Annotated in this window: 13 protein-coding genes; 8 read left to right on the forward strand and 5 right to left on the reverse strand. The window is 74.1% G+C overall.

The window, feature by feature from the left end; genetic code table 11:
- Positions 1–17: 17 nt before the first annotated feature.
- The 5 genes from V1634_RS16295 to lanKC form a co-directional block, all read right to left on the reverse strand.
- Complete coding sequence (locus V1634_RS16295) at positions 18–1,514, reverse strand: carbamoyltransferase C-terminal domain-containing protein (RefSeq protein WP_331208672.1); 1,497 nt, start codon at positions 1,512–1,514, stop codon at positions 18–20.
- Positions 1,515–1,524: 10 nt separating this feature from the next.
- Complete coding sequence (locus V1634_RS16300) at positions 1,525–3,294, reverse strand: ABC transporter ATP-binding protein (RefSeq protein ID WP_331208673.1); 1,770 nt, start codon at positions 3,292–3,294, stop codon at positions 1,525–1,527.
- Entirely contained in the window at positions 3,291–5,084 is a 1,794-nt protein-coding gene (locus tag V1634_RS16305; RefSeq protein ID WP_331208674.1) for an ABC transporter ATP-binding protein, read from the reverse strand. The genes V1634_RS16300 and V1634_RS16305 overlap by 4 nt, the downstream gene beginning before the upstream one ends.
- Positions 5,085–5,161: 77 nt before the next feature.
- Entirely contained in the window at positions 5,162–5,293 is a 132-nt protein-coding gene (locus tag V1634_RS16310; RefSeq protein WP_331208675.1) for a SapB/AmfS family lanthipeptide, read from the reverse strand.
- Positions 5,294–5,309: 16 nt separating this feature from the next.
- Entirely contained in the window at positions 5,310–8,111 is a 2,802-nt protein-coding gene (gene lanKC / locus V1634_RS16315) for a class III lanthionine synthetase LanKC (RefSeq protein WP_331208676.1), read from the reverse strand.
- Positions 8,112–8,634: 523 nt separating this feature from the next.
- On the opposite strand from lanKC, the gene V1634_RS16320 reads away from it, so the two are divergent.
- From V1634_RS16320 to V1634_RS35475, 8 genes are read left to right on the forward strand one after another with little or no spacing between them, the layout of a single operon-like run.
- Positions 8,635–10,068 carry an extracellular solute-binding protein gene (locus V1634_RS16320; RefSeq protein WP_331208677.1) on the forward strand — a complete coding sequence of 478 codons (1,434 nt, stop codon included), beginning with the start codon at positions 8,635–8,637 and terminating at the stop codon, positions 10,066–10,068.
- Positions 10,043–11,017: a carbohydrate ABC transporter permease gene (locus V1634_RS16325; RefSeq protein ID WP_331208678.1), complete on the forward strand. Its 975-nt coding sequence runs from the start codon at positions 10,043–10,045 to the stop codon at positions 11,015–11,017. The genes V1634_RS16320 and V1634_RS16325 overlap by 26 nt, the downstream gene beginning before the upstream one ends.
- Entirely contained in the window at positions 11,014–11,907 is an 894-nt protein-coding gene (locus tag V1634_RS16330; RefSeq protein ID WP_331208679.1) for a carbohydrate ABC transporter permease, read from the forward strand. Before V1634_RS16325 ends, V1634_RS16330 begins: the two co-directional genes overlap by 4 nt.
- A complete protein-coding gene (locus tag V1634_RS16335) occupies positions 11,907–13,043 on the forward strand; it encodes an ABC transporter ATP-binding protein (RefSeq protein ID WP_331208680.1) in 1,137 nt (378 codons plus the stop codon). Before V1634_RS16330 ends, V1634_RS16335 begins: the two co-directional genes overlap by 1 nt.
- 33 nt (positions 13,044–13,076) lie before the next feature.
- A complete protein-coding gene (locus tag V1634_RS16340; protein ID WP_331208681.1) occupies positions 13,077–14,309 on the forward strand; it encodes a PHP domain-containing protein in 1,233 nt (410 codons plus the stop codon).
- Positions 14,300–15,238, forward strand: coding sequence for a sugar phosphate isomerase/epimerase family protein (locus V1634_RS16345; RefSeq protein WP_331208682.1), 939 nt, complete (start codon positions 14,300–14,302; stop codon positions 15,236–15,238). The genes V1634_RS16340 and V1634_RS16345 overlap by 10 nt, the downstream gene beginning before the upstream one ends.
- A 17-nt stretch (positions 15,239–15,255) precedes the next feature.
- Positions 15,256–16,401: a Gfo/Idh/MocA family protein gene (locus V1634_RS16350; RefSeq protein ID WP_331208683.1), complete on the forward strand. Its 1,146-nt coding sequence runs from the start codon at positions 15,256–15,258 to the stop codon at positions 16,399–16,401.
- Positions 16,398–19,775: a glycoside hydrolase family 38 N-terminal domain-containing protein gene (locus tag V1634_RS35475; RefSeq protein WP_407951801.1), complete on the forward strand. Its 3,378-nt coding sequence runs from the start codon at positions 16,398–16,400 to the stop codon at positions 19,773–19,775. Before V1634_RS16350 ends, V1634_RS35475 begins: the two co-directional genes overlap by 4 nt.
- Positions 19,776–19,880: the final 105 nt, after the last annotated feature.

The raw sequence follows: 19,880 nt of genomic DNA on the forward strand, positions 1-19,880 counted from the left end.
CGACCCGCCGGCGTGGCTCAGAGCACGGGCACACCCGTCCGGCTGCCGAACCGGCGGGCGTCCGCCAGGTCGTTGACCAGCGGTTCACCCTTGAGGTTCAGGCTGGTGTTGAGCAGGATCGGGCAGCCGGTCCGCCGCTCGTACTCGCCGAGCAGCTCGTACAGGCCCGGATGCTGGTGCCGGGTCACGGTCTGCACCCGGGACGTCCCGTCCACGTGCACGATGCCGGGGAACGCCCGGGGATCGCGACAGCGGGCGGTGAACTGCATGTACGGCGACGCGCCGACCGGCATGTCGAAGTACCTCTCCGCCACCTCCTGCCGGACCACCGGGGCGAACGGGCGGAACGGTTCCCGCCCCTTCACCCGGTTGACCCGGTCCCGACTGTCCGGCCCGCGCGGGTCGGCCAGCAGGGAGCGGTTGCCCAGCGCCCGGGGACCGAACTCGGCGCGGCCGCGTGCCACCCCGACCACTCCGCCGCTGGCCAGCGCCCCGGCCAGGGCGGCGACCGGGTAGTCACCCCCGATCCGGGTGCCCAGGTACGGCCCGGTCCAGTCGAGCTGGTGGCCGAGGACCGCCGCCGCCGCGCCGAGACTCGAACCGGCGTCACCGGGGTTCGGCAGCAGGGTCACCCGGTCGAACCCGCTGCGCCGGGCGAGCAGCTCGTTGGCGACACAGTTGAGCCCCAGCCCGCCCATCACGGTCAGCGTCGCCGCGTCGACCCGGGTACGCAGCCAGCGCGCCGCTCCGAGCAGCACCTCCTCGGTCACCGCCTGGATGCTCGCCGCCAGGTCCGCCGGATCGGCCCGGGGCTGCCAGTCGCCGATGCCCCGGTGCACGTTGCGGCGCAGCCGGAAGGTGGGCGGGGTGAGTTCGATCAGGTCCGTCTTGAGCTGCGCGACGTACCGGGGGCGACCGAGCGCGGCCAGCCCCATCACGATGAACTCCTCCTCGTTCGGCTTGAACCCGCAGCGCCGGGTGAAGGCGCTGTAGAGCAGCCCGAGGCTGTGCGGATAGCGGCAGCGGGCGAAGACCCGGTAGACGCCGTCGCGGAACTCGCCGAGGGTCAGCGTCTCGAACTCGCCGATCGCGTCGGCGGTGAGCACCGCGGTGTGCCGCTCGCCGCTGGTGAAGTGCCCGGCCGCGGCGTGCGAGCGGTGGTGCCCGACGTACCGGATCGGCACCCCGCGCAGTTCGGGCAGGTCGAGCCGGGCCAGGTAGCGGCGGGGCAGGTCCTCGACGTCCACGGCGTGCCGGAACTGCCCGGCCCGTACGTGCCGCAGCTTCTTCCGCAGCGGGTGCTCGTACCAGGCGATCAGGTCGGGGCGGCCCCAGGAGAGCGCCTCGGCGAGCAGCCCCGGGGCGAGGTCGGGATCGTTCTTCCGGCGCGAGTACCGTTCGGCGTGGCCGGCGAAGAGGATCTCGGCTCCCCGCACCACACAGGCCGACGCGTCGTGCGACAGCGCGCTGAGGCCGAGTACCTGCACGGGCCGGAGTGCCTGGATGGCTGCCATCGAGACCACTCTATATAGCGGGTACCTCGGTGGATACGGGACCGCTCTGCCAGTGCCCGACCAGTTCCCGATAGGTCGCCGAACGGGCCAGCAGTTCGTCGTGCCGGCCGCGCAACGGACGACCGCCGTCCAGGATCAGCACCTGCCGGGCCCGCAGCGCCGAACTGATCCGGTGCGCCACCACCACCAACGCGCCCGGGCGGGTGCCGAAGACGTCTTCGACCGTCGCCTCCGCCACCGGGTCGAGATGACAGGTCGCCTCGTCCAGGATCGCCAGCGGCGCGGGGGAGAGGTAGGCGCGTACCGCCGCGACGAGTTGCCGTTCACCGGCGGAGAGCACCGTGGGATCCACCGTCGCGGTCAGCCCGCCGAGCCGGCGTACCAGCGGCAGCAGGCCCAGCCGGTGCACCGCCGCGTCGACCCGGTCGGCTGGCGCGTCGGGGCAGAGGTAGCGCAGGTTATCCAGCAGCGTGCCGGCGAAGACGTACGCCTCCTGCGGGATCAGCACCCGGTGCCGGGCCAGCGTCGCCGGATCGGCGGCACCGGTCGGGGTACCGCCGAGCAGCACCGTACCGGCCTGCGGCCGGAGCAGCCCGGCGAGCAGCCCGGCCAGGGTGGACTTGCCGGCCCCGCTCGGCCCCACCACCGCCAGGTACGCCCCCTCGCCGAGGGTGAGGTCGAAGCCGTCGAGGACCGGGCGGGCCCGTGGGCCGTACCGGAAGGTGACCCCGCGCAGCTCCGCCCAGGCCGACCCGGCGCGGGACACGCTGACGGCGGCGTCGGGGCGACCGGAATCGGCGGCGCCGTTCGGGGGTGTGTCGCCGCCGGACCCGATCGTGGTGGCGGCGAGGATCCGGTCCAGGGTCACCGCGAACCGGAGTCCGCCGCCGGCCACGCCCTGTACCAGCGAGTGCAGCGCCGGTTGGAGACCGGTGGCGACGTACACCAGGGCGCCCAGCACCGCGCCGGCGCTGAGCCCACGCCGGACCAACCAGGGGGCGGCCAACAGCAGTACCGCCAGCGGCAGCCAGCCGCCGACCGCGAGACTGAGGCTGCGCAGCGCCGCCATCCGGGCCAGTGCGTGCTCGGCCCGGGCCTGCCGGTCCACCTGCCGGCCGACCCGGTCGGCGACGATCTCCTGCGCGCCGCAGGCCACCACGTCCCGGTGCCCGGTGAAGGCCGCGCCGGCCGCCTCGCCGAGCCGCTCGTCGGCGCGGACGTAGTCGCGCTGCCGGGCGACCATCGCCGGCAGCGCGGCGGCGAAGAGCCCCAGACCGGCGACCAGCGGCACCGCGACCACCCCCGCCACCACCGGAGTCAGCGAGAAGAGCCCGAGCAGGGCCGCCCCGGCGGTGAAGAGGAAGCCCCGGACCACCATCACCAGCCCGGCGAAGGTGTCCCGGACGATCTCCACCTGATGGGTCAGCCGGGCCACCGCCGAGGTCTCCGGCCGGGCTCCGGCGGCGGTCGACCGGTGCAGCGCCCCGGTGACCACCCGGCCGGCCAGCTCGTCCCGGAACGGCTCGACGACGTCGCCGAGGCAGCCGTACGCCCGGTTGGTGCCGACCGCGCCGATCACCACCGCGACGGCCAGTACGCCCAGCCAGGCCAGCCCGGTGCCCGGTCGGCCGGCCAGGAACCCGTCGTCGACGGCCCGGGCGGTCAGGTAACCGGCGAGCAGGGTCGGCAGCGCCTCGGCGGCCGACCAGCCGGCGAGCCGGCCGAGTGGGCGGGACCGGCGGCGCAGCGCGGCGGCGGTGAACCGGGCGACGCCGCTCATCGGACCGCCTCGACCGGTGGTTCCGCTGTCCCGACCGGTGGCTCCGCCGCGTCGGCCCCGGGCGACGCCGGCTCGGTCCGGGGCGGCGCCGAGGCGGCGAAGACCCCCCGGTAGGCCGGATCCCGCCACAGTCGACGGTGCGGGCCGACGCCGCGCAGCCGGCCGCCGTCAAGCCAGGCGACCAGCTCCGCCGCGGCGGCGGTGGCCACCCGGTGGGTCACGACCAGCCGGGTACGCCGATCCGGGTGCGCGGCGACCGCCGCCGCGATCCGGTGCTCGGTGGCGGTGTCCAGGCTGGACGTGGCGTCGTCCAGGATCAGCAGCCGCTGCGCGTGCAGGGCCCGGGCCAGCCCGAGTCGCTGCGCCTCGCCCCCGGACATCGGGGTGGCGTCGAGCCGGCTGTGGTAGCCGTCCGGCAGCCGCTCGACGAACTCGTCGATCGCGGCCGCCCGGGCCACCGCGCCGAGTCGCGCCTCGGCGTCGGCGGCGTCGCCGAGCATGACCGCCTCCGCGATCGTCTCGCCGACCAGCACCGGCCGCTCGAAGCCGTAGCCGACCGCCTGCCGCAGGGCGGAGCGGCTCAACCGGCGCAGCGGTACCCCGTCCAGCAGCACCTCGCCGGCGTCGGGGTCCCGCAGCCGGCCGGCGACCGCGGCCAGGGTCGACTTGCCCGCTCCGGAGGGACCGACGACGGCGATCGTGGCGCCGGGCGGTACCCGCAGGTCGATCCCGTCCAGCACCGGCCGGCCGTCGTCGGCGTACACGGTCACCCCGGCCAGGACCAGCCGGCCGGTGCCGTCGGGCAGCGGTGCCGTCCCGTACCTCCGGGGCGGTTCGGCCAGTACGGCGGCGACCCGCTGCGCCCCGGCCCGGGTCCGGACCAGCCGGTTGAGGGTGGCGACGACGCTGCCGAGCCCGGCGCCGAGCGCGGCGTACTGCACGGCGGCGAAGAGCTGGCCCGGGGTGAGTCGCCCCTGCGCCACCGACCAGCCGCCGACCGCGACGATCGTCAGTTGCAGCAGCGGGGCCAGCGCTGCCGTCCGGCCCGAGGCCCGGGCCAGCGTGGTCCAGGTGCGGGTACCGTGCGCGCGCAGCAGCGGCAGCGGCTCCAGTACCCGGTCGATCTCGGCCCGGACGGTGCCGGCGGCGGCGATGGTGCGGGAGCCGTGCAGCGCCTCGGCGAGCCGCCCGGCGATCCGCCCCTGTACCCCGAGATAGCCGGCGGCGGCGGCGGAGGCGTCGGTGACGAAGGCGCGCAGGCCGGCGGCGAGCAGCAGCAGCCCGGCGCCGAACGTGGCGGCGAGGCGCCAGTCGAGCAGCAGCAGCGCGACGACGCTGCCCAGCGGGGGGAGCGCGGCGGCCACTCCGAACACCACGGTGCTCCCGGCCTGGCCGGAGTCGGCGGCCTGTCCGACCAGCCGGCCGACGAGGTCGCCCACCGGATAGCGGGTGGCGCGGCGCGGATCGAGGGCGAGCAGGTGCCCGAGCAGCCGGTGCCGCAGCCGGGCGGTGGTGCGGGCGGTGCCGGCACCGGCGGCCAGGTTGCTGAGTGTGTCGGTGGCGACGATCAGCAGCACCAGACCGCAGGCGGCGAGTGGCCACCACCGGTCCGCCCCGCCGAGCGCCGCGTCCACGGCCAGCCCGAGAGCGGCCGGTAACAGCAGTTCGGCCACCGCGCCGAACAGCGCGGCGGCCCCGAGGGCGACGGTCCAGCCGCCGCCGTACGCGATCGCCTGCCGGAGGAGCCGGTTCCCGTCGGCCTGGACCGGTCGGTTCCCGTCGGCGGCCACGCATACCACCCTTCCGTCGACACGGGGTTGCCCTGGGCGGGGACGTCTGCCCACCCAGGGCCCCGATGCTGACCTGATCAGTTGCAGGTCGTCACGGACAGCGAGCTGTCGCCGCAAAGCAGCAGGCTCGCGCGGCTACCGCCGCCGCCACCGCCGCCCCCACCGGTGCGGTCGGCCAGCTCCATCCCCTGAAGGTCCAGAAGCGCCATGTGTGTTCACCTCCTCCTAGATGTCGGTTCGATGTGCCCCTCGCGGCAGCGAGGGGAGTCTGGTCGCGCCGGTCAGCGGCGCGAGGAAGGGCAGCGTCACCGGCTCGTCGTGCCGGGCCATCCCGGTGGCGAGCAGTACGCCCGCGCTCCCGGTGGCCAGGTCCATCGACAGCCGCAGCAGTTGCTCGCCGGGGAAGGCGAGGAAGCCCTGGTAGGGCAGTGCGTGCCAGGCCAGCCGGCCGACCTGCCGGTCCAGTTCGGTCCGGTCGTCGTCCCGGTCCGCGCCGGCACCGCTGCGCTGCTCCCCGGTCGGGTGGCTGCCGTCGGGCGTCCGCGCGGCCAGGTAGGCGATGATGCCGGCCCGCCCGGCGAAGAGCCCGGACTGGGCGTAGAACGGTGCCCGGGCCGCCCGCCGTACCGCGTCGGCGGACTCGGCGAGTTCCGGGTCCGGCCGGTGCCGGAGGTACTGGTCGAGCACCAGCCCGATGCCGACGCTGCCGTGTGCCAGGTACGGCATGGTGCGCCAGCCCTCGTTGACCTCCAGCGCCCCGTCCGGGCGTACCACGCACCGGCGCAGGTCGTGCCGGAGCGCGTCACCGGCCCGGTCCAGCAGTTCGGTGTCACCGCTGCACTCGTAGAGCCGGAGGAACATCAGGGCCGGGCCGCTTCGCCCCCGGGTCAGTCCCGCGTACGGGTGCTGCCCGCCGCTGATCTGCGCTCCGGCGCCGGTGCTGCCGGCGGTGTCGCCTCCGGCCGGCGCACCGGCGCCGTCGGCCGACCGGTCGGCGACCAACTCGGCGGCGCGCCAGGCAGCCTGCCGTAACGTCGGTTCACCGGTCCGGTCCGCCATCTCGGCGAGGTTGAGCGCTATGCCGGAGAGCCCACTCACCAGGTCCTCGCCGAGTTCTTCCCAGGGCTCTCCGAGGCAGATGTCGAGTACGTCGAGCGCCTCCTGCCGACGGCCGAGGTGCTCCAGGGCGTACGCCACGCCGTGCAGTCCGTCGTAGAAGCCGCAGCGGGTGCCGGAGGCCGGTCGCAGGGCCCGCTTCACCAGCCAGTCCTCGTACTCCGGGTACCGGCCGGCGCCGGTGGCGTGCAGCGCGTGCAGGACGCCGGCGGCGCCGTACCCGAGGTTCAGGCCGCCGGTGCGGAACTGGTCGATGTCGCCGGGGAAGAGCCGGTCGTCGCGGTCCGGGGTGGCGCTGGCGAGGATGGCGCCGGCGATCCGGTCCCGCAGCTTCGGCCAGGCCGACCGGCCGGCGGCGAAGTCGTCGGCCCCGGGCACCGGGCCGCTGGCCCGGCTCCGCGCCGGGGCTGCGGAGTGCACGGCCGGCAGCGGGTCCCCGGCGCGGACGAGCGTCGCCTGCTCCTCGGGGCGGGGCGTCCGCGCCGCGTCGGCCCGGGTGGCGTCGCCGGTGATCTCGGCGACGGCCGCGTCCAGGAAGTCGCGCGGCACCGGGAAGTGCGCGGCGACGACGTCGGCGAGGTGCGCGGCCTTGGCCGGGGCCAGCCGGACCATCTGGGTCAGCGGAAGGAAGAGGGCGAGCCGGAGGCAGGCCAGGGCGTAGCGGTCCACGGCCAGACCGGTCCGGTCGCGCGGGGCGGCGAACGCCTGGTTGCGCAGCGCGGGGCGGGTCGCCTCGGCCACCGGTGCGGCGACCTCGAAGTCGACCAGGGTGACCCGGTCGTCCGGCCCGACCATGATGTTGAACAGGTGCAGGTCGCCGTAGACGATGCCGCGTGCCGCGATCGCCTCGACGGTCCGCTCGACCTGCTGGTGGATCCGCAGTGCCCAGTCGGTGTAGTCGGCCAGCTCGGCCGGGGTGGCGTCGGCGTCGACCAGCGGGTACCGCTCGACGATCAGTTTGTTCAGCGCCCGGCCCTCGACGAACTCCAGGGCGAGGAAGTGGTGGTCGCCGAGGACGAACTCGTCGTGCACCCGGGCGATCCCCGGCACGTCGGCGAGCCGGCGGAGCATCTCGGCCTCGCGGTGCAGTCGGGTGATCGCGTCCGTGCCGGTGGCGTCCAGCCCGGCGTGCGGGCGGGCCTCCTTCAGTACCACCTGGGCGTCGGTGCGGGTGTCCCGGCCGACGTACAGGCCGCCGCCGTTGGAGAAGTGGATCACCCGTTCGATCCGGTACGGCAGGTCCGTGGTGGTGGTCGCGTTCCGGGCCGCCAGGTGCGGGCCGAGGAACTCGGGCAGGGTCACCCAGTCCGGTACGTGGAAGACCGGGTCGCGCCGGTCCGGTACCAGGGTGCCGGTGCCGTCCTCGACCGCCGGTACCACCTGGCCGTCGTCGCCGACGCAGTACCGGGCGGCGAAGCCGCCGTACCGGACGTAGACCGGGCCGGCACCGTAGCGCAGGTCACTGAGGATGTACGGGCCGGGCTCACCGTCCAGCCGCTCGGCGAGTTCCTTGCAGGCGAGTTCGAGTTCGGCCTCGTCCCGGGGGTAGATGGTGACGAACTTGCCGCTGGAGCCGCGCCGGGCGTACTTCGAGTTGCGCATCAGCAGCATCCGCGGGCCACGGAGGAACTTGAACGAGATCCCCCGGGGTACGCAGTAGTCGAAGACGCTGTCCAGGATCCGGTCGGCGTTGTCGAGACAGGCCGACACGTGGATCTTCCAGCCCTGCTGGGGAAGCTTGCCGTCCTGCGGGCCGTAGATCAGCCAGTCGTCGCTCGGCTCGCGCTGCCATCCGGCCGGCACCGGCCGGTCGGCGGCGGCGAACCCGGCGGCGGCGGTCGCGGAGGTGGTGCTGAGCGAGTCGTAGAACAGTGGATCGACCGCACAGTAGGCGTCGTATCTCTCGTCCATCTCGCGGCTCCTCGGGTGTTCCCTGGGCGACCGTGCTCCATCGATGCATCCGAGTCTCCTGGTCCGGTCCGAGGTGTTACTAGTGTGTTAAGTCATCCCCCAAGGTGCGTCATGCACGGGTACCTATGACAAATGTCAGGGGCGCCAGATGAATGAGAACCATCAATATTGCTAAATCCGGATATACGAATCACTGCTGGTTGGAGGATGTCTGTTCCGATACGTCCGCCATCGAGCGGTGCCGTCGGTGGTCCGGGCCGGAGTCGTCGGAGCGTCCGGGGCGGTGCCGTCGCGGAGGGCGTACGACGCCTGCGGCGAACCCTCCGGCCCGACGTGACCAACCCGCAGAGGTCGCCGGCACGCCCGGCGGGGGCGGCGTCGCGGAGCGCCGACGGCGAGGTCAGGAGTGTCCCTCGCGGTTGCCGGTGGATTTCGAGTAGATCTATTTACGTCGTCAGGCTGTCATGACATTCTGCCAAAGGTGAGGTCGTTCGAGATCGATCGTTGGCGAGGGGAGGCGGACATGTCAGATCGGCGCAGCCGCCGATGGGGCCGTACGACCGGACCGGCGGGCAGCCGCACGGCGGGCGCGGTCGCCACGGTGCTGGCGGTGGTGCTGGCGGCCACCGCCTGCGGGGACTCCTCGGAGCCCGCCGGCAGGGACGCGAAGAACATCACGCTGACCATCACCGACAACGCGATCGCCGGAGGCAAGAACTCCCGCAGTGCCGAGTGGATCCAGAACTGGGTGATCCCGAGGTTCGTCGAGGCGCAGAAGGCCAAGGGCGTGACCGCGAAGGTGACCTTCCTGCCGAGCGGCGTCGACGACGAGCAGTACAAGACCAAGCTCGCCCTCGACCTGCGGGCCCGGTCCGGCGGCGACGTGATCTCGATCGACGGCATCTGGGTCGGCGAGTTCGCCCAGGCCGGATACCTCAAACCACTGTCCGAGGTGGCCGGGGCGGAGACCGACTCCTGGGAGGGCTGGGCACAGATCCCGGAGGCGGTGCAGGGGCTCGGCCGCTTCGAGGAGGAGCGGTACGCCATCCCGATCGGCACCGACGGCCGGGTGCTCTACTACAACAAGAAGCTCTTCGGCCAGGCCGGCCTCCCCGCCGACTGGCAACCGCGCGGCTGGCAGGAGATCCTCGACGCGGGCACCAGGCTGAAGACGCTGCCCGGGGTGACCCCGATCCAGATCAACGCCGGCACCGCGATGGGCGAGGCGACCAGCATGCAGGGCGCGCTGCCGCTGCTGGCCGGCGCCGGCGGCGAGGTCTACGCGGACGGCAAGTGGAGCGGCGCCACCGCACCGGTCCGGGACATGCTCGACTTCTACGCCAAGGTCTACGCCGGCGGGCTCGGCGACCCGCTGCTGCAACAGGAGGCGAAGGGGCGGGACAAGGCGTTCCAGCGGTTCGCCGAGGGCAAGATCGGCATCCTCGCCGAGGGGGACTACTTCTGGCGCAGCGTGGTCGAGCCCAAGGCCGGCATCGCCAAGATGGCCGACCGAAACGCCTCCGTCGGCTACGCGCTGATCCCGGCGAAGAACCCCGGGGCCGGCATCCGGGGGCAGGACTTCGTGAGCATGTCCGGCGGCAGCGTCCGGGTGCTCAACCCGCACTCGAAGTACCCGACCCAGGCCTTCGAGCTGCTCACCTTCATGCACTCGGCGGAGGCGGTCAAGGCGGAGCTGGGTGACGTACCCCGGATCACCGCCCGGACCGACGTCAACAACGAGGTGCTGGCCGGCGACCCGATGCTCAAGTTCGTGGCCGAGAAGGTCCTGCCGATCACCGCCGCCCGGCCGCCGCTGGCGGTCTACCCACAGGTGTCGGTGGCGATCCAGGAGGCCACCGCGGCGGTGGTCGGCGGCAAGGCGCCGGACGCCGCGGCGGCGGACTACCAGAAGAAGCTGGCGGGGCTGGTCGGTGGCGCGGACAACGTCACCTCCTGACCCGACCACGGTCGACACCGGCGGGTCCGCGACGCTCCGGGCCGACCCGGGTACGCCGCTGGCCCGCCGCGCCGACGCCGCCGGGCTGGGCCGGACCCTGGCGGGCGGGTTCGTACTGCCCGGCCTGGTGCTGATCGTGCTCTTCCTGGTGGTCCCGGCGCTCTGGACCATCTACCTCGGCGTCACGAACTACCGGCTCACCGGACTGGCCGCCGCCGACCCGCAGGTGGTCGGGCTGGACAACTACACCGCGGCGCTCGGTGACGAGCGGTTCCGTACCTCGCTCTGGCTCACCCTCCAGTTCGTCTTCGGTTCGGCGGTGCTCGGCCAGGCCGGGCTGGGTTTCGCGATCGCCTGGTCGCTGCGCGACCGGCACGGCCCGGTACGCCGGGTGGTGGAGGCGCTGGTCCTGCTCGCCTGGATCCTGCCGAGTTCGGTGGTGGCGTTCCTCTGGATCGCCCTGCTGGACCGGGACGCCGGCACCCTGAACGCGCTGCTCGGCACGCCCGGGATGGCCTGGCTGCTCGACCACCCGATGCTGTCGGTGATCCTCTTCAACACCTGGCGTGGCACCGCCTTCTCGATGATGCTCTACGGCGCCGCCCTGCAGAACGTGCCGCCGTCGCACCTGGAGACCGCCCGGCTGGCCGGGGCCTCGGGCTGGCAGCAACTGCGCGACGTGGTCTTTCCGCGCATCCGTGGGCACGTGCTGACCAACCTGCTGCTGATCAGCCTCTGGACCTTCAACGACTTCACCCCGTTCCTGATCACGGCGGGCGGTCCCGAGCAGCGGTCCGAGATCCTTCCGGTCTACGTATTCAAGATCGCCCTCTCCGGTGGTGAACTCGGGTTCGGCGCGGCGATCTCCTTCCTGATGCTGCTGATCAACCTCGTCATCGCGCTGGTCTACCTGCGCACCCTCGGCCAGCGGCGGGAGGTCCGGCGATGACGGCGGGCCCGGAGACGACGACCCGTACCGCGACGACCCGCCCGGCGGCGACCGGCCCCGCGGCGACCCTCGGCTGGCGGGGCGCGCTGGCCCAGATCGGCCGCTACACCTTCGTCTCCCTGGTACTCGGCTTCTTCGCGCTGCCACTGCTCTGGCTCGCCACCGCACCCTTCGACCGGACCCCGACGATCACCACATCGCTGCCCGAGTTCACTCTGGACAACTTCCGGGCCCTGCTGGACAACCCGTACGCGCTCCGGTCGCTGTGGAACTCGATCCTGCTCTCCGGCGGTACGGCGGTCCTGGTGGTGACGTTCGCGGCCCTCGCCGCGTACGCGCTGAGCCGGGTCCGGGTGCCGGGCCGGGACGCTCTCCTCTACGGACTCCTGCTGCTCTCCTCCATCGTCACCGGCACCGCCACCATGGTGCCCCTCTACGAGCTGGCCTTCCGGCTCAACCTGATCGACTCCCGGCTCGGCGTGATCCTGATCCTCAGTGGTGGGCTGCTGCCGGCGGCGATCTTCATCCTGAAGGACTTCATGGACAGCACGCCGACCTCGTACGAGGAGTCGGCCCGGGTCTTCGGGGCCAGCCCGGTGCAGATCGTCTGGCAGATCGTGCTGCCGATGGTCCGACCCGGGCTGGCCACCGTGGCGGTCTGGGCGGTGGCGAACGTCTGGGGCAACTTCCTGGTGCCGTTCCTGCTGCTGCGCAACCCGGACAAGGCACCGGCAGCGGTGATCATGTACACCCTCTACACCGAGGGCGGCCAGGCGAACCTGGCGCTGCTCTCCACCTTCTCGCTGCTCTACTCGCTGCCGGTGGTGCTGATGTTCGTCTTCGTCAGCAGCCGGTACGGCTTCCGGTTCCACGGAGGGATCAAGCGCTGATGGCCGCCATCACCCTGCGCCGGCTCGGCAAGGTCTATCCCGGCGGCGTCCGGGCCCTGGACAGGCTCGACCTGACCATCGCCGACGGCGAGTTCTTCGCACTGCTCGGCCCCTCCGGCTGCGGCAAGACGACGCTGCTGCGTACGATCGCCGGGCTGGAGGTGGCCACCGAGGGCGCCGTCGAGATCGGCGACCGCGACGTCACGAACCTCCAGCCGGGCCGCCGGGACGTGGCGATGGTCTTCCAGGACTACGCGCTCTTCCCGCACATGACCGTCGAGGAGAACATCGGCTATCCGCTGCGGGTCAAGAAGGTGCCCCGGTCGACCCGGCGCGAAAAGGCCGCCGGGACCGCCGCCGAACTGGGCCTGACCGGGCTGCTCGACCGGCGCCCCGGCCAGCTCTCCGGCGGCCAGCAGCAGCGGGTCGCGCTGGCTCGGGCGATGGCCTGCCATCCGCAGGTCTTCCTGCTCGACGAACCGCTCTCCAACCTGGACGCCCGGCTCCGGCTGGAGGCCCGGACCTTCCTCAAGCGGTTGCAGCGGGAACTCGGGGTCACCTGCGTCTTCGTCACCCACGACCAGGCCGAGGCGCTGGCCCTGGCGGACCGGATCGCGGTGCTGGAGGGCGGCCGGATCCGTCAGGTGGGCACCCCGGTCGAGGTGTTCCGGCGCCCGGCGAACACCTTCGTGGCCGGGTTCATCGGCTCCACCCCGATGAACCTGCTCGACGCCGAGGTGGCCGGCGACGCCGTGCTGGTCGCCGGGACCCGGCTGCCGCTGCCCGAGGCGGCCCGCACCCTGGTCGCCGACGGCGACCGGGTGGTCTACGGGGTACGCCCGGAGTACCTCGACCTGCACCCCGCCCCGGTGCGGGACGCGCTCTCCGGCCGGGTGGTCGTGGTGGAGAACCTCGGCAGCAGTTCACTGGTCTCGCTGGACCTGCCCGACCCGGACGGGGTCTCCGGGGTCGGTCTCCAGGTGGTGGTGCCGGAGGGGCACGAGCCGGAACTCGGCGACACCGGTTGGGTGGTGCCGCGCGAGGGCCGCTCGCTGCTCTACCGGGACGGCGAACTGCTCGCCGCCACCACACCGTCCGTGCTGGCGGTCGGCGGTGCGGTGGACGGATCGGGCTGACCGGACGGACGAGAGCGGATCGGGGGTGCGGCAGTGCGGGACCGGGTGACGACGCACCGGGGGCGATGGACCCTCGACGACCGCGCGGCGGAGATGATCCGGCCGCTGCCGGTGGAGGTGCCGCCCGGTACCGCCGCGTTGCACGTGCGGCTCGACTATCCGCACGAGGCCGGGGTGCTGGACCTCGGCTGCCAGGGTACGGCCGGCTTCCGGGGCTGGTCCGGCGGTGCCCGAGACCGGTTCACCGTCGCCGTCGACTGGGCCACCCCCGGCTACCTCCCCGGCGAGCTGGAACCGGGGCGGTGGCAGGTGCTCCTCCGGCTGCACCGGATCCCGCCGGACGGGCTGGACTTCACCGTCACCGCCACCACCAGCGGCACCCGGCCGGCACCGCCGGAGCCGGCCCCGGCCCCGGCCCGGCCCGAGCGCCGCCCCCGTCGACCCGTACCGGCCGTCGACGGGCTCCGCTGGCTCGCCGGTGACCTGCACGCGCACACCGTGCACAGCGACGGCTCCAGCACGGTGCCGGAACTCGCCGCCCTCGCCGTCGACCAGGGCCTGGACTTCCTCGCGGTCACCGACCACAACACGGTGAGCCACCACGCCGAGCTGCCCGCCGCGAGCGCCCGGTACGGCGTCGCCCTGCTGCCCGGTCAGGAGGTGACCACCGACCACGGCCACGCCAACGTCTTCGGCCCGACCGGCTGGATCGACTTCCGGCGACCGGCCGACGAGTGGGTGGCGGCGGCGGAGCTGGCCGGCGGGCTTCTCTCGATCAACCACCCGCTCGCCGTCGACTGCGCCTGGCGGCAGCCGCTGCGCACCCGGCCCCGGCTGGCCGAGATCTGGCACTCCGGCTGGTGGGACCGGACCTGGGGAGCACCACTGGCCTGGGCGCAGGCCTGGCGGCCGGACGTCGTACCGGTCGGGGGCAGCGACTTCCACCGGCCCGGTGACCCGGCGCCGGGTACCCCCACCACCTGGGTACTGGCCGAGTCGGTGCAGGACCCGACCGATGCCCCGGACGCCGGGGCGCTGCTGGCCGGGCTGGCGGCGGGGCGTACCGCCGTGTCGGCCGGGCCGGACGCGCCGCTGCTGCTCCGACTCGGTGCCGAACTGCTCGCCCTGGACGCCGACGGGACCGTGCTGGTCCGGCCGGACGGGGCACGGCAGGTGATCCGGGGCGACCGGGTACTGCTGCCGGCGGCGGACGGGCTGCACCTGCTGGAGTCGTACCGGACGGAGGTGATCGCGCTGTGCGCGTGACGACGGACGAGCCCGCGCACCCGGCCGCAGCGGTACGGGTGGCGAACGCGCCGGTCAGCTTCGGCATCTACGCCCCGGAGGCGGCGCCGCTGCGCCCGGACGAGCTGCTCGACGGGCTGGCCGAGGCCGGCTACCGGGGCATCGACAGCGGCCCGCTCGGCTATCTCGGCACCGGGGACGGGCTCGGGCGCCGGCTGGACCGGGTCGGGTTCGGCCTGGCCGGCGGCTGGGTGGATCTGCGGTTCGCCGATCCCGACGGGTTCGCCGCCGACCTGCCCGGCCTGGACGCCGCGCTGGACGTCTTCGGCGCGGCCCCGGTCGACGACCCCCGGTTCGCGCCCCGGCCCACGCTGGCCTGTTCGGCCGACCCGGCCCGGATGGCCCGGCCGGGTGTGCCGCACGAACCCGGCCTGGCGCTGCCGGCGCACGCCTGGCCGGGCTTCGCCGGCCGGGTGCAGCGGGCGGCGGACCGGTGCCGGGAGCGCGGCCTCGAGCCGGTCTTCCACTACCACCTCGGCACCGACGTGGAGACGGCGGAGGAGGCGGACCGGCTGCTGGAGCTGACCGACGTCTCGGTCTGCCTGGACACCGGACACCTCTGGCTGGCCGGCGGAGACCCGGTCGCGGCGGTCCGCCGCTGGGGTTCCCGGATCCGCCAGGTGCACGTCAAGGACGCCGACCTGGCCGCGCACCGCCGGGTCCGGTCGGCCGGCGGCGGACTGACCGAGGTGGTCGCGGCCGGCGGGTTCTGCCGGCTGGGTGCCGGCGGGGTGGACCTCCCCGGTGTACTGGCGGCGCTGCGCGAGATCGGCTACGCGGGCTGGCTGGTGGTGGAGCAGGATGCCCCGGCCGGCCGCTCCGACGTCGCCGAGATGCTGGCCGCACAGCGGGCCAACCGGGAGTACCTGCGCGGGTTGGGCGTGCGGTGACGGGGCGGGGTGCGGGCGTGAGCCCGGGCAAGCGGCTCCGGGTGGCGGTCGCCGGGCTGGGCGTGATCGCCCAGACGGTGCACCTGCCGCTGCTGGAACGCCGTCGCGACCTCTTCGAGCTGGTCGCCGTCGCCGACCTGTCGCCGAGCCGGGCCCACGAGGTGGGCGGGCGGTACGGCGTACCCGAGCGGTGCCGGCTGGTCGACGGTGCCGAGCTGCTCGACGTCGCCGGCCTGGACGCGGTGCTGCTGCTCACCTCCGGCTCGCACGGCGACCTCGCGGCGGCGGCGCTGCGCCGGGGCGTACCGGTGTTCTGCGAGAAGCCGCTCGCGCACACCCGGGCCGAGGCCGCCGAGCTGGCCCCGCTGCTGGCCGGGGCGGACCGGCTGATGGTCGGCTACATGAAGCAGTACGACCCGGTGGTGGTCGAACTCGCCCGCCAACTCGACCGGATCGGTGGCGGCGGGGCGGTGCACGCGGTCGAGGTGACGGTGCTGCATCCGAGCGGCGAGTCACAGCTCGCCGCCCACCGGCTGGCACCGGCACCGACCGACGCGGATGCGGAACGGGTCCGGGAGCTGCGCGAGCGCGCCGACGAGCTGCTGACCCGGGCGGTCGGGCCGGACCCGGCGGTCCGGGCGCTCTACCAAATCATGATCAACAGCGTTTCGCACGACCTCTCCCTGCTCCGGCTGCTCACCGGCGCACCGGGCACGGTGCAGCACGTCGCGCTCTGGCCGGCCGAGCCGGCACCCGGACACGAACCCTCGGTCGAGGTCAGCGGCGAGCTGCCCACGGGCGGCCGGTACGGCATCCGCTGGCTGTACCTGCCGGACTACCCCGGTTACCGGGAGACCGTCACCCTGCACCACGCCCGGGGCTCGTTCGAGCTGCTCTTCCCGACGCCGTACCGGCCGGACCGACCGGCCACGCTGACCGTGCGGGACGGGGACGACGGCATCCAGCGCCGCTGCGTCCACCGGGGCGACCTCTCGGCCTTCGAGCGACAACTCGTCGCCTTCCACGCCATGGTCACCGCGGGTGTCCCGCCCCGGACCGGGCTGGCCGGCGGCGCGGCCGACATCGTGACCAGTCAACAGGTGGTCCGCCGGTTCGGGGAGCTGACCGGTACGGCGGTGGGTGGAGAGGCGGCGACCGGATGACGACGGACGAGGGTGGACGTGCCGCAGTGGGCGTACCGGCGAGCATCATGGTGGTGCCGCACACCCACTGGGACCGCGAGTGGTACGAGCCGTTCCAGCGCTTCCGGCTCCGCCTGGTGGCACTCCTCGACGAGGTGTTCGAACGGATGGAGCGCGATCCGCGCCAGCGGTTCACCCTGGACGGCCAGCTCGCCGCCGTCGACGACTACCTGGAGGTACGCCCCGAGTGGCGGGACCGGGTCGCCGCCCTGGTCGCGACCGGCCGGCTGGCCGTCGGCCCGTGGCAGATCCTGCTCGACGAGTTCCTCTGCTCGGGCGAGAACATCGTCCGCAACCTGGAGCTGGGGCTGCGCCGCGCCGCCGGGTTCGGCGCGGCCATGCCGGTCGGCTACCTGCCCGACATGTTCGGGCACGTCGCCCAGATGCCGCAGATCCTGGCCGGTGCCGGACTGGCGCACGCCTGCGTCTGGCGGGGTGTGCCGGAACGGGTACGCAGCTCCGCCTTCGCCTGGACCGCCCCGGACGGCACCGCGATCCGGACCGAATACCTGCACGGCGGGTACGGCAACGCCGCCGGCCTGGTGGACAACCCTGCCCTGGTGACCCGCCGCGCCACCGAGCTGGCCGAGCGGCTCGGCGCCTGGCGCCCGGACGACGCCGAACCGACGGCCCCGATGCTGGCGATGTACGGCGCCGACCACGGGGCCCCGGCCGCCGCCACCCCCGACCTGCTGGCCGAGGCGGCGGAGCGGACCGGCCTGCGGCTGCGGCTCGGCACCCTGACCGACTACTTCGCCGAGCAGCCGGCCGGGGTCGCCGGCCTGCCGGAGGTACACGGCGAACTCCGCTCACACGCCCGGGCGAACATCCTGCCCGGGGTCTACTCGGTGCGGGCGCACCTGAAGCAGGCGATGGGCCGGGCCGAACGCTGCGTCGAGCGGTACGCCGAACCGCTGCGCACCCTCTGGTACGACGGGTCGGCTCAGCGCTTCCTCGACATGGCCTGGATCCGGCTGATCGAGGCGAGCTGCCACGACTCGGTGACCGGCTGCGGCTGTGACGAGACGGCGGAGCAGGTGGCGACCCGGATCGCCGAGGCGGAACAGCTCGGCCGGGCGGTGCACGACCTGGTCGGCGGGGGGTACGCCGCCGGCACGCCCCGGGACGGCTACGTGGTCTTCAACCCGACGCCCCGACCCCGGACCGGGCTGGTCCGGCTGGACGTGGCCCTGCCGGCCGCCGGGGCACCGGTCGCCCTGCACACGGGTGCCGGCCAGGTGGTGCCCACCCAGCGGCTGGCGGCCGCACCGACGCTGCTCGCCGACGACTGGTACGACGAGACCGACCTGCCCGTCGTGCTGGCCCGGCTGCACGGCGTCGAGCTGTACGGACAGGAGGTCACCCGATGGTCGGTCTCGCCGCCCCGGCCGGCCGGTCCCGACGGCCGTCCCGGCCGGCCCGGCGCTCTCACCTTCCAGGTCGCCCGCCACGGTGACCAGACATTCGACGTCGCCGAGGTGCGGGCGGCGCTGGCCGAGGCGACAGCCCGCCCGGACGGCGCCGACACCGCCGATCCTCGCCCGGCCGTCGGTGCCGAGCCGCACCAGCCCGCCGCGGACGGTGACCCGGGTCGCGGCTGGTCGGGCAGGCCGGGCGGTACCGGTCGGCGGTGGCGGGTGCGGATCCTCGCCGAACCCCGGGCGACGGTCGCCGCGCTGGTCGAGGTGCCCGCACTCGGCTGGACCAGCGTCCGGCCGGTACCGGCGGACGGCGCCACGCGGGACGACCCGGAGAACGCCGGCAGGCTCGCCGAGCCGGAAGACGGCGGCAGGCTCGCCGTTCCGGCCGGTGGTGCGACCCGGTCCGGCCCCACCGGAGGGCCGGCGCGGCCACCGGAGGCCCGGGCCCGGGGCCGGACACTGGACAACGGGCTGCTCCGGGTGGAGGTGGCCGACGACGGGACGCTGGGGCTGTACACCCCCGACGGGCTGCGGGTCGAGGGACTCGGCCGGATCGTCGACGGCGGGGACGTCGGGGACAGCTACAACTACGCGCCGCCGGCAACGGACTCGCTGGTCGACAAGGCGCAGTCGGTGCGGACCGCGATCCTGCACGAGGGTCCGGTCACGGCGGTACTGGACGTGCTGCGTACCTACCGGTGGCCGGTGGCGGCGGAGGTGGTGGCGGGGACCCGGTCGGTGCGTACCGAGTCGGTGACCGTGACGACCCGGCTGGAGCTGCGGGCGGCCGAGCCGTTCGTCCGGGTGACGGTGAGCTTCGACAACCGGTCGGCAGACCATCGGGTACGGGCACACCTGCCGCTGCCGTCCCGGGCCGACGTGTCGTACGCCCAGGGCCAGTTCGCGGTCGTCGCACGCGGGTTGACCAGCGAGGGCGGCTCAGGCGAGGTACCGCTGCCGACCTATCCGGCGGCCGGGTTCGTGGCGGCCGGCGGTGCCGGCGGCTCGCTGGCGGTGCTGCTCACCCAGCCGAGCGAGTACGAGCTGGTCGACGGCGGTCGGGAACTGGCCCTGACCCTGCTGCGGTCGGTCGGGATGCTCTCCCGGAACCGGAACCCGATGCGGGACGAGCCGGCCGGGCCGCAGGTGCCGACGCCGTCGGCACAGTGCCGGGGGGAGCGGACGGCCGAGTTCGCGCTGTTGCCGTTCCGGGGCCGGTGGCATGCCGCCGGGGTTTCGGCGGCGGCGGAGGCGTACCGGCACGGGTTCCTGAGCTTCGCCGGCACCGGTCCGGGCGGCGGTGCGGTCCCGCCGGGCCGGACGGGTCTCTCCGTCGCCGGGGCCGGGGTGGTGCTGAGCAGTGTGCGGGACCGGGACGGCCTGGTCGAGGTGCGGGTGGTGGCGGAGCATCCCGCCGACACGGTGGCCACCCTCGGGGCGGGCCGGCCGATCCGAGCGGGGGGGGGGGGGGGGGGGGGGGGGGGCGGCGCCGCCCCCCGGGGGGGGGGGGCCCCCCCCCCCCCCCGCCGCTGTCGGTTGGCGTGGACGGGGCGGTCCGGCTGCCGCTGCGAGCCTGGGAGATCGCCACCGTGCAGCTCGAACTCGCGACCGGGAAACCGGACGCGGACGGGGAAACCGTCGGTCGGTAGTGAACGGCCCAGGTCAGCGCGAGGGCTCGGGCACGTCACACTCGATCTCGGGGTTCAACCCGACGTAGTTGAGCGGTCCGGCGATCACCGTCACGATGGTGGTGCCGACCTCGGCACAGTTGTCGTTGCTCCGGTCGAAGTAGCCGCGCTGCCCGGCCGCGATCGCGCCGATGATCAGCCACAGCAGTACGATGACGCCGCCTATCGATCCGTAACGCATGAGAGCCTCCTCGGGGGTGGAATGCGGATCGACCCGGCGCGGTGACCGGCGTGCGAACCCCCTGCCGGCCCCGGTCCCGCCGGGAGTGTTGTGGGTCCTGATACCCATCGCCCGATCCCGTGCAAACGCCGCCGTTGCCCGAGGCGCGGC

Source organism: Plantactinospora veratri, from assembly GCF_036421995.1.
GTDB classification, from domain to species: domain Bacteria; phylum Actinomycetota; class Actinomycetes; order Mycobacteriales; family Micromonosporaceae; genus Plantactinospora; species Plantactinospora veratri.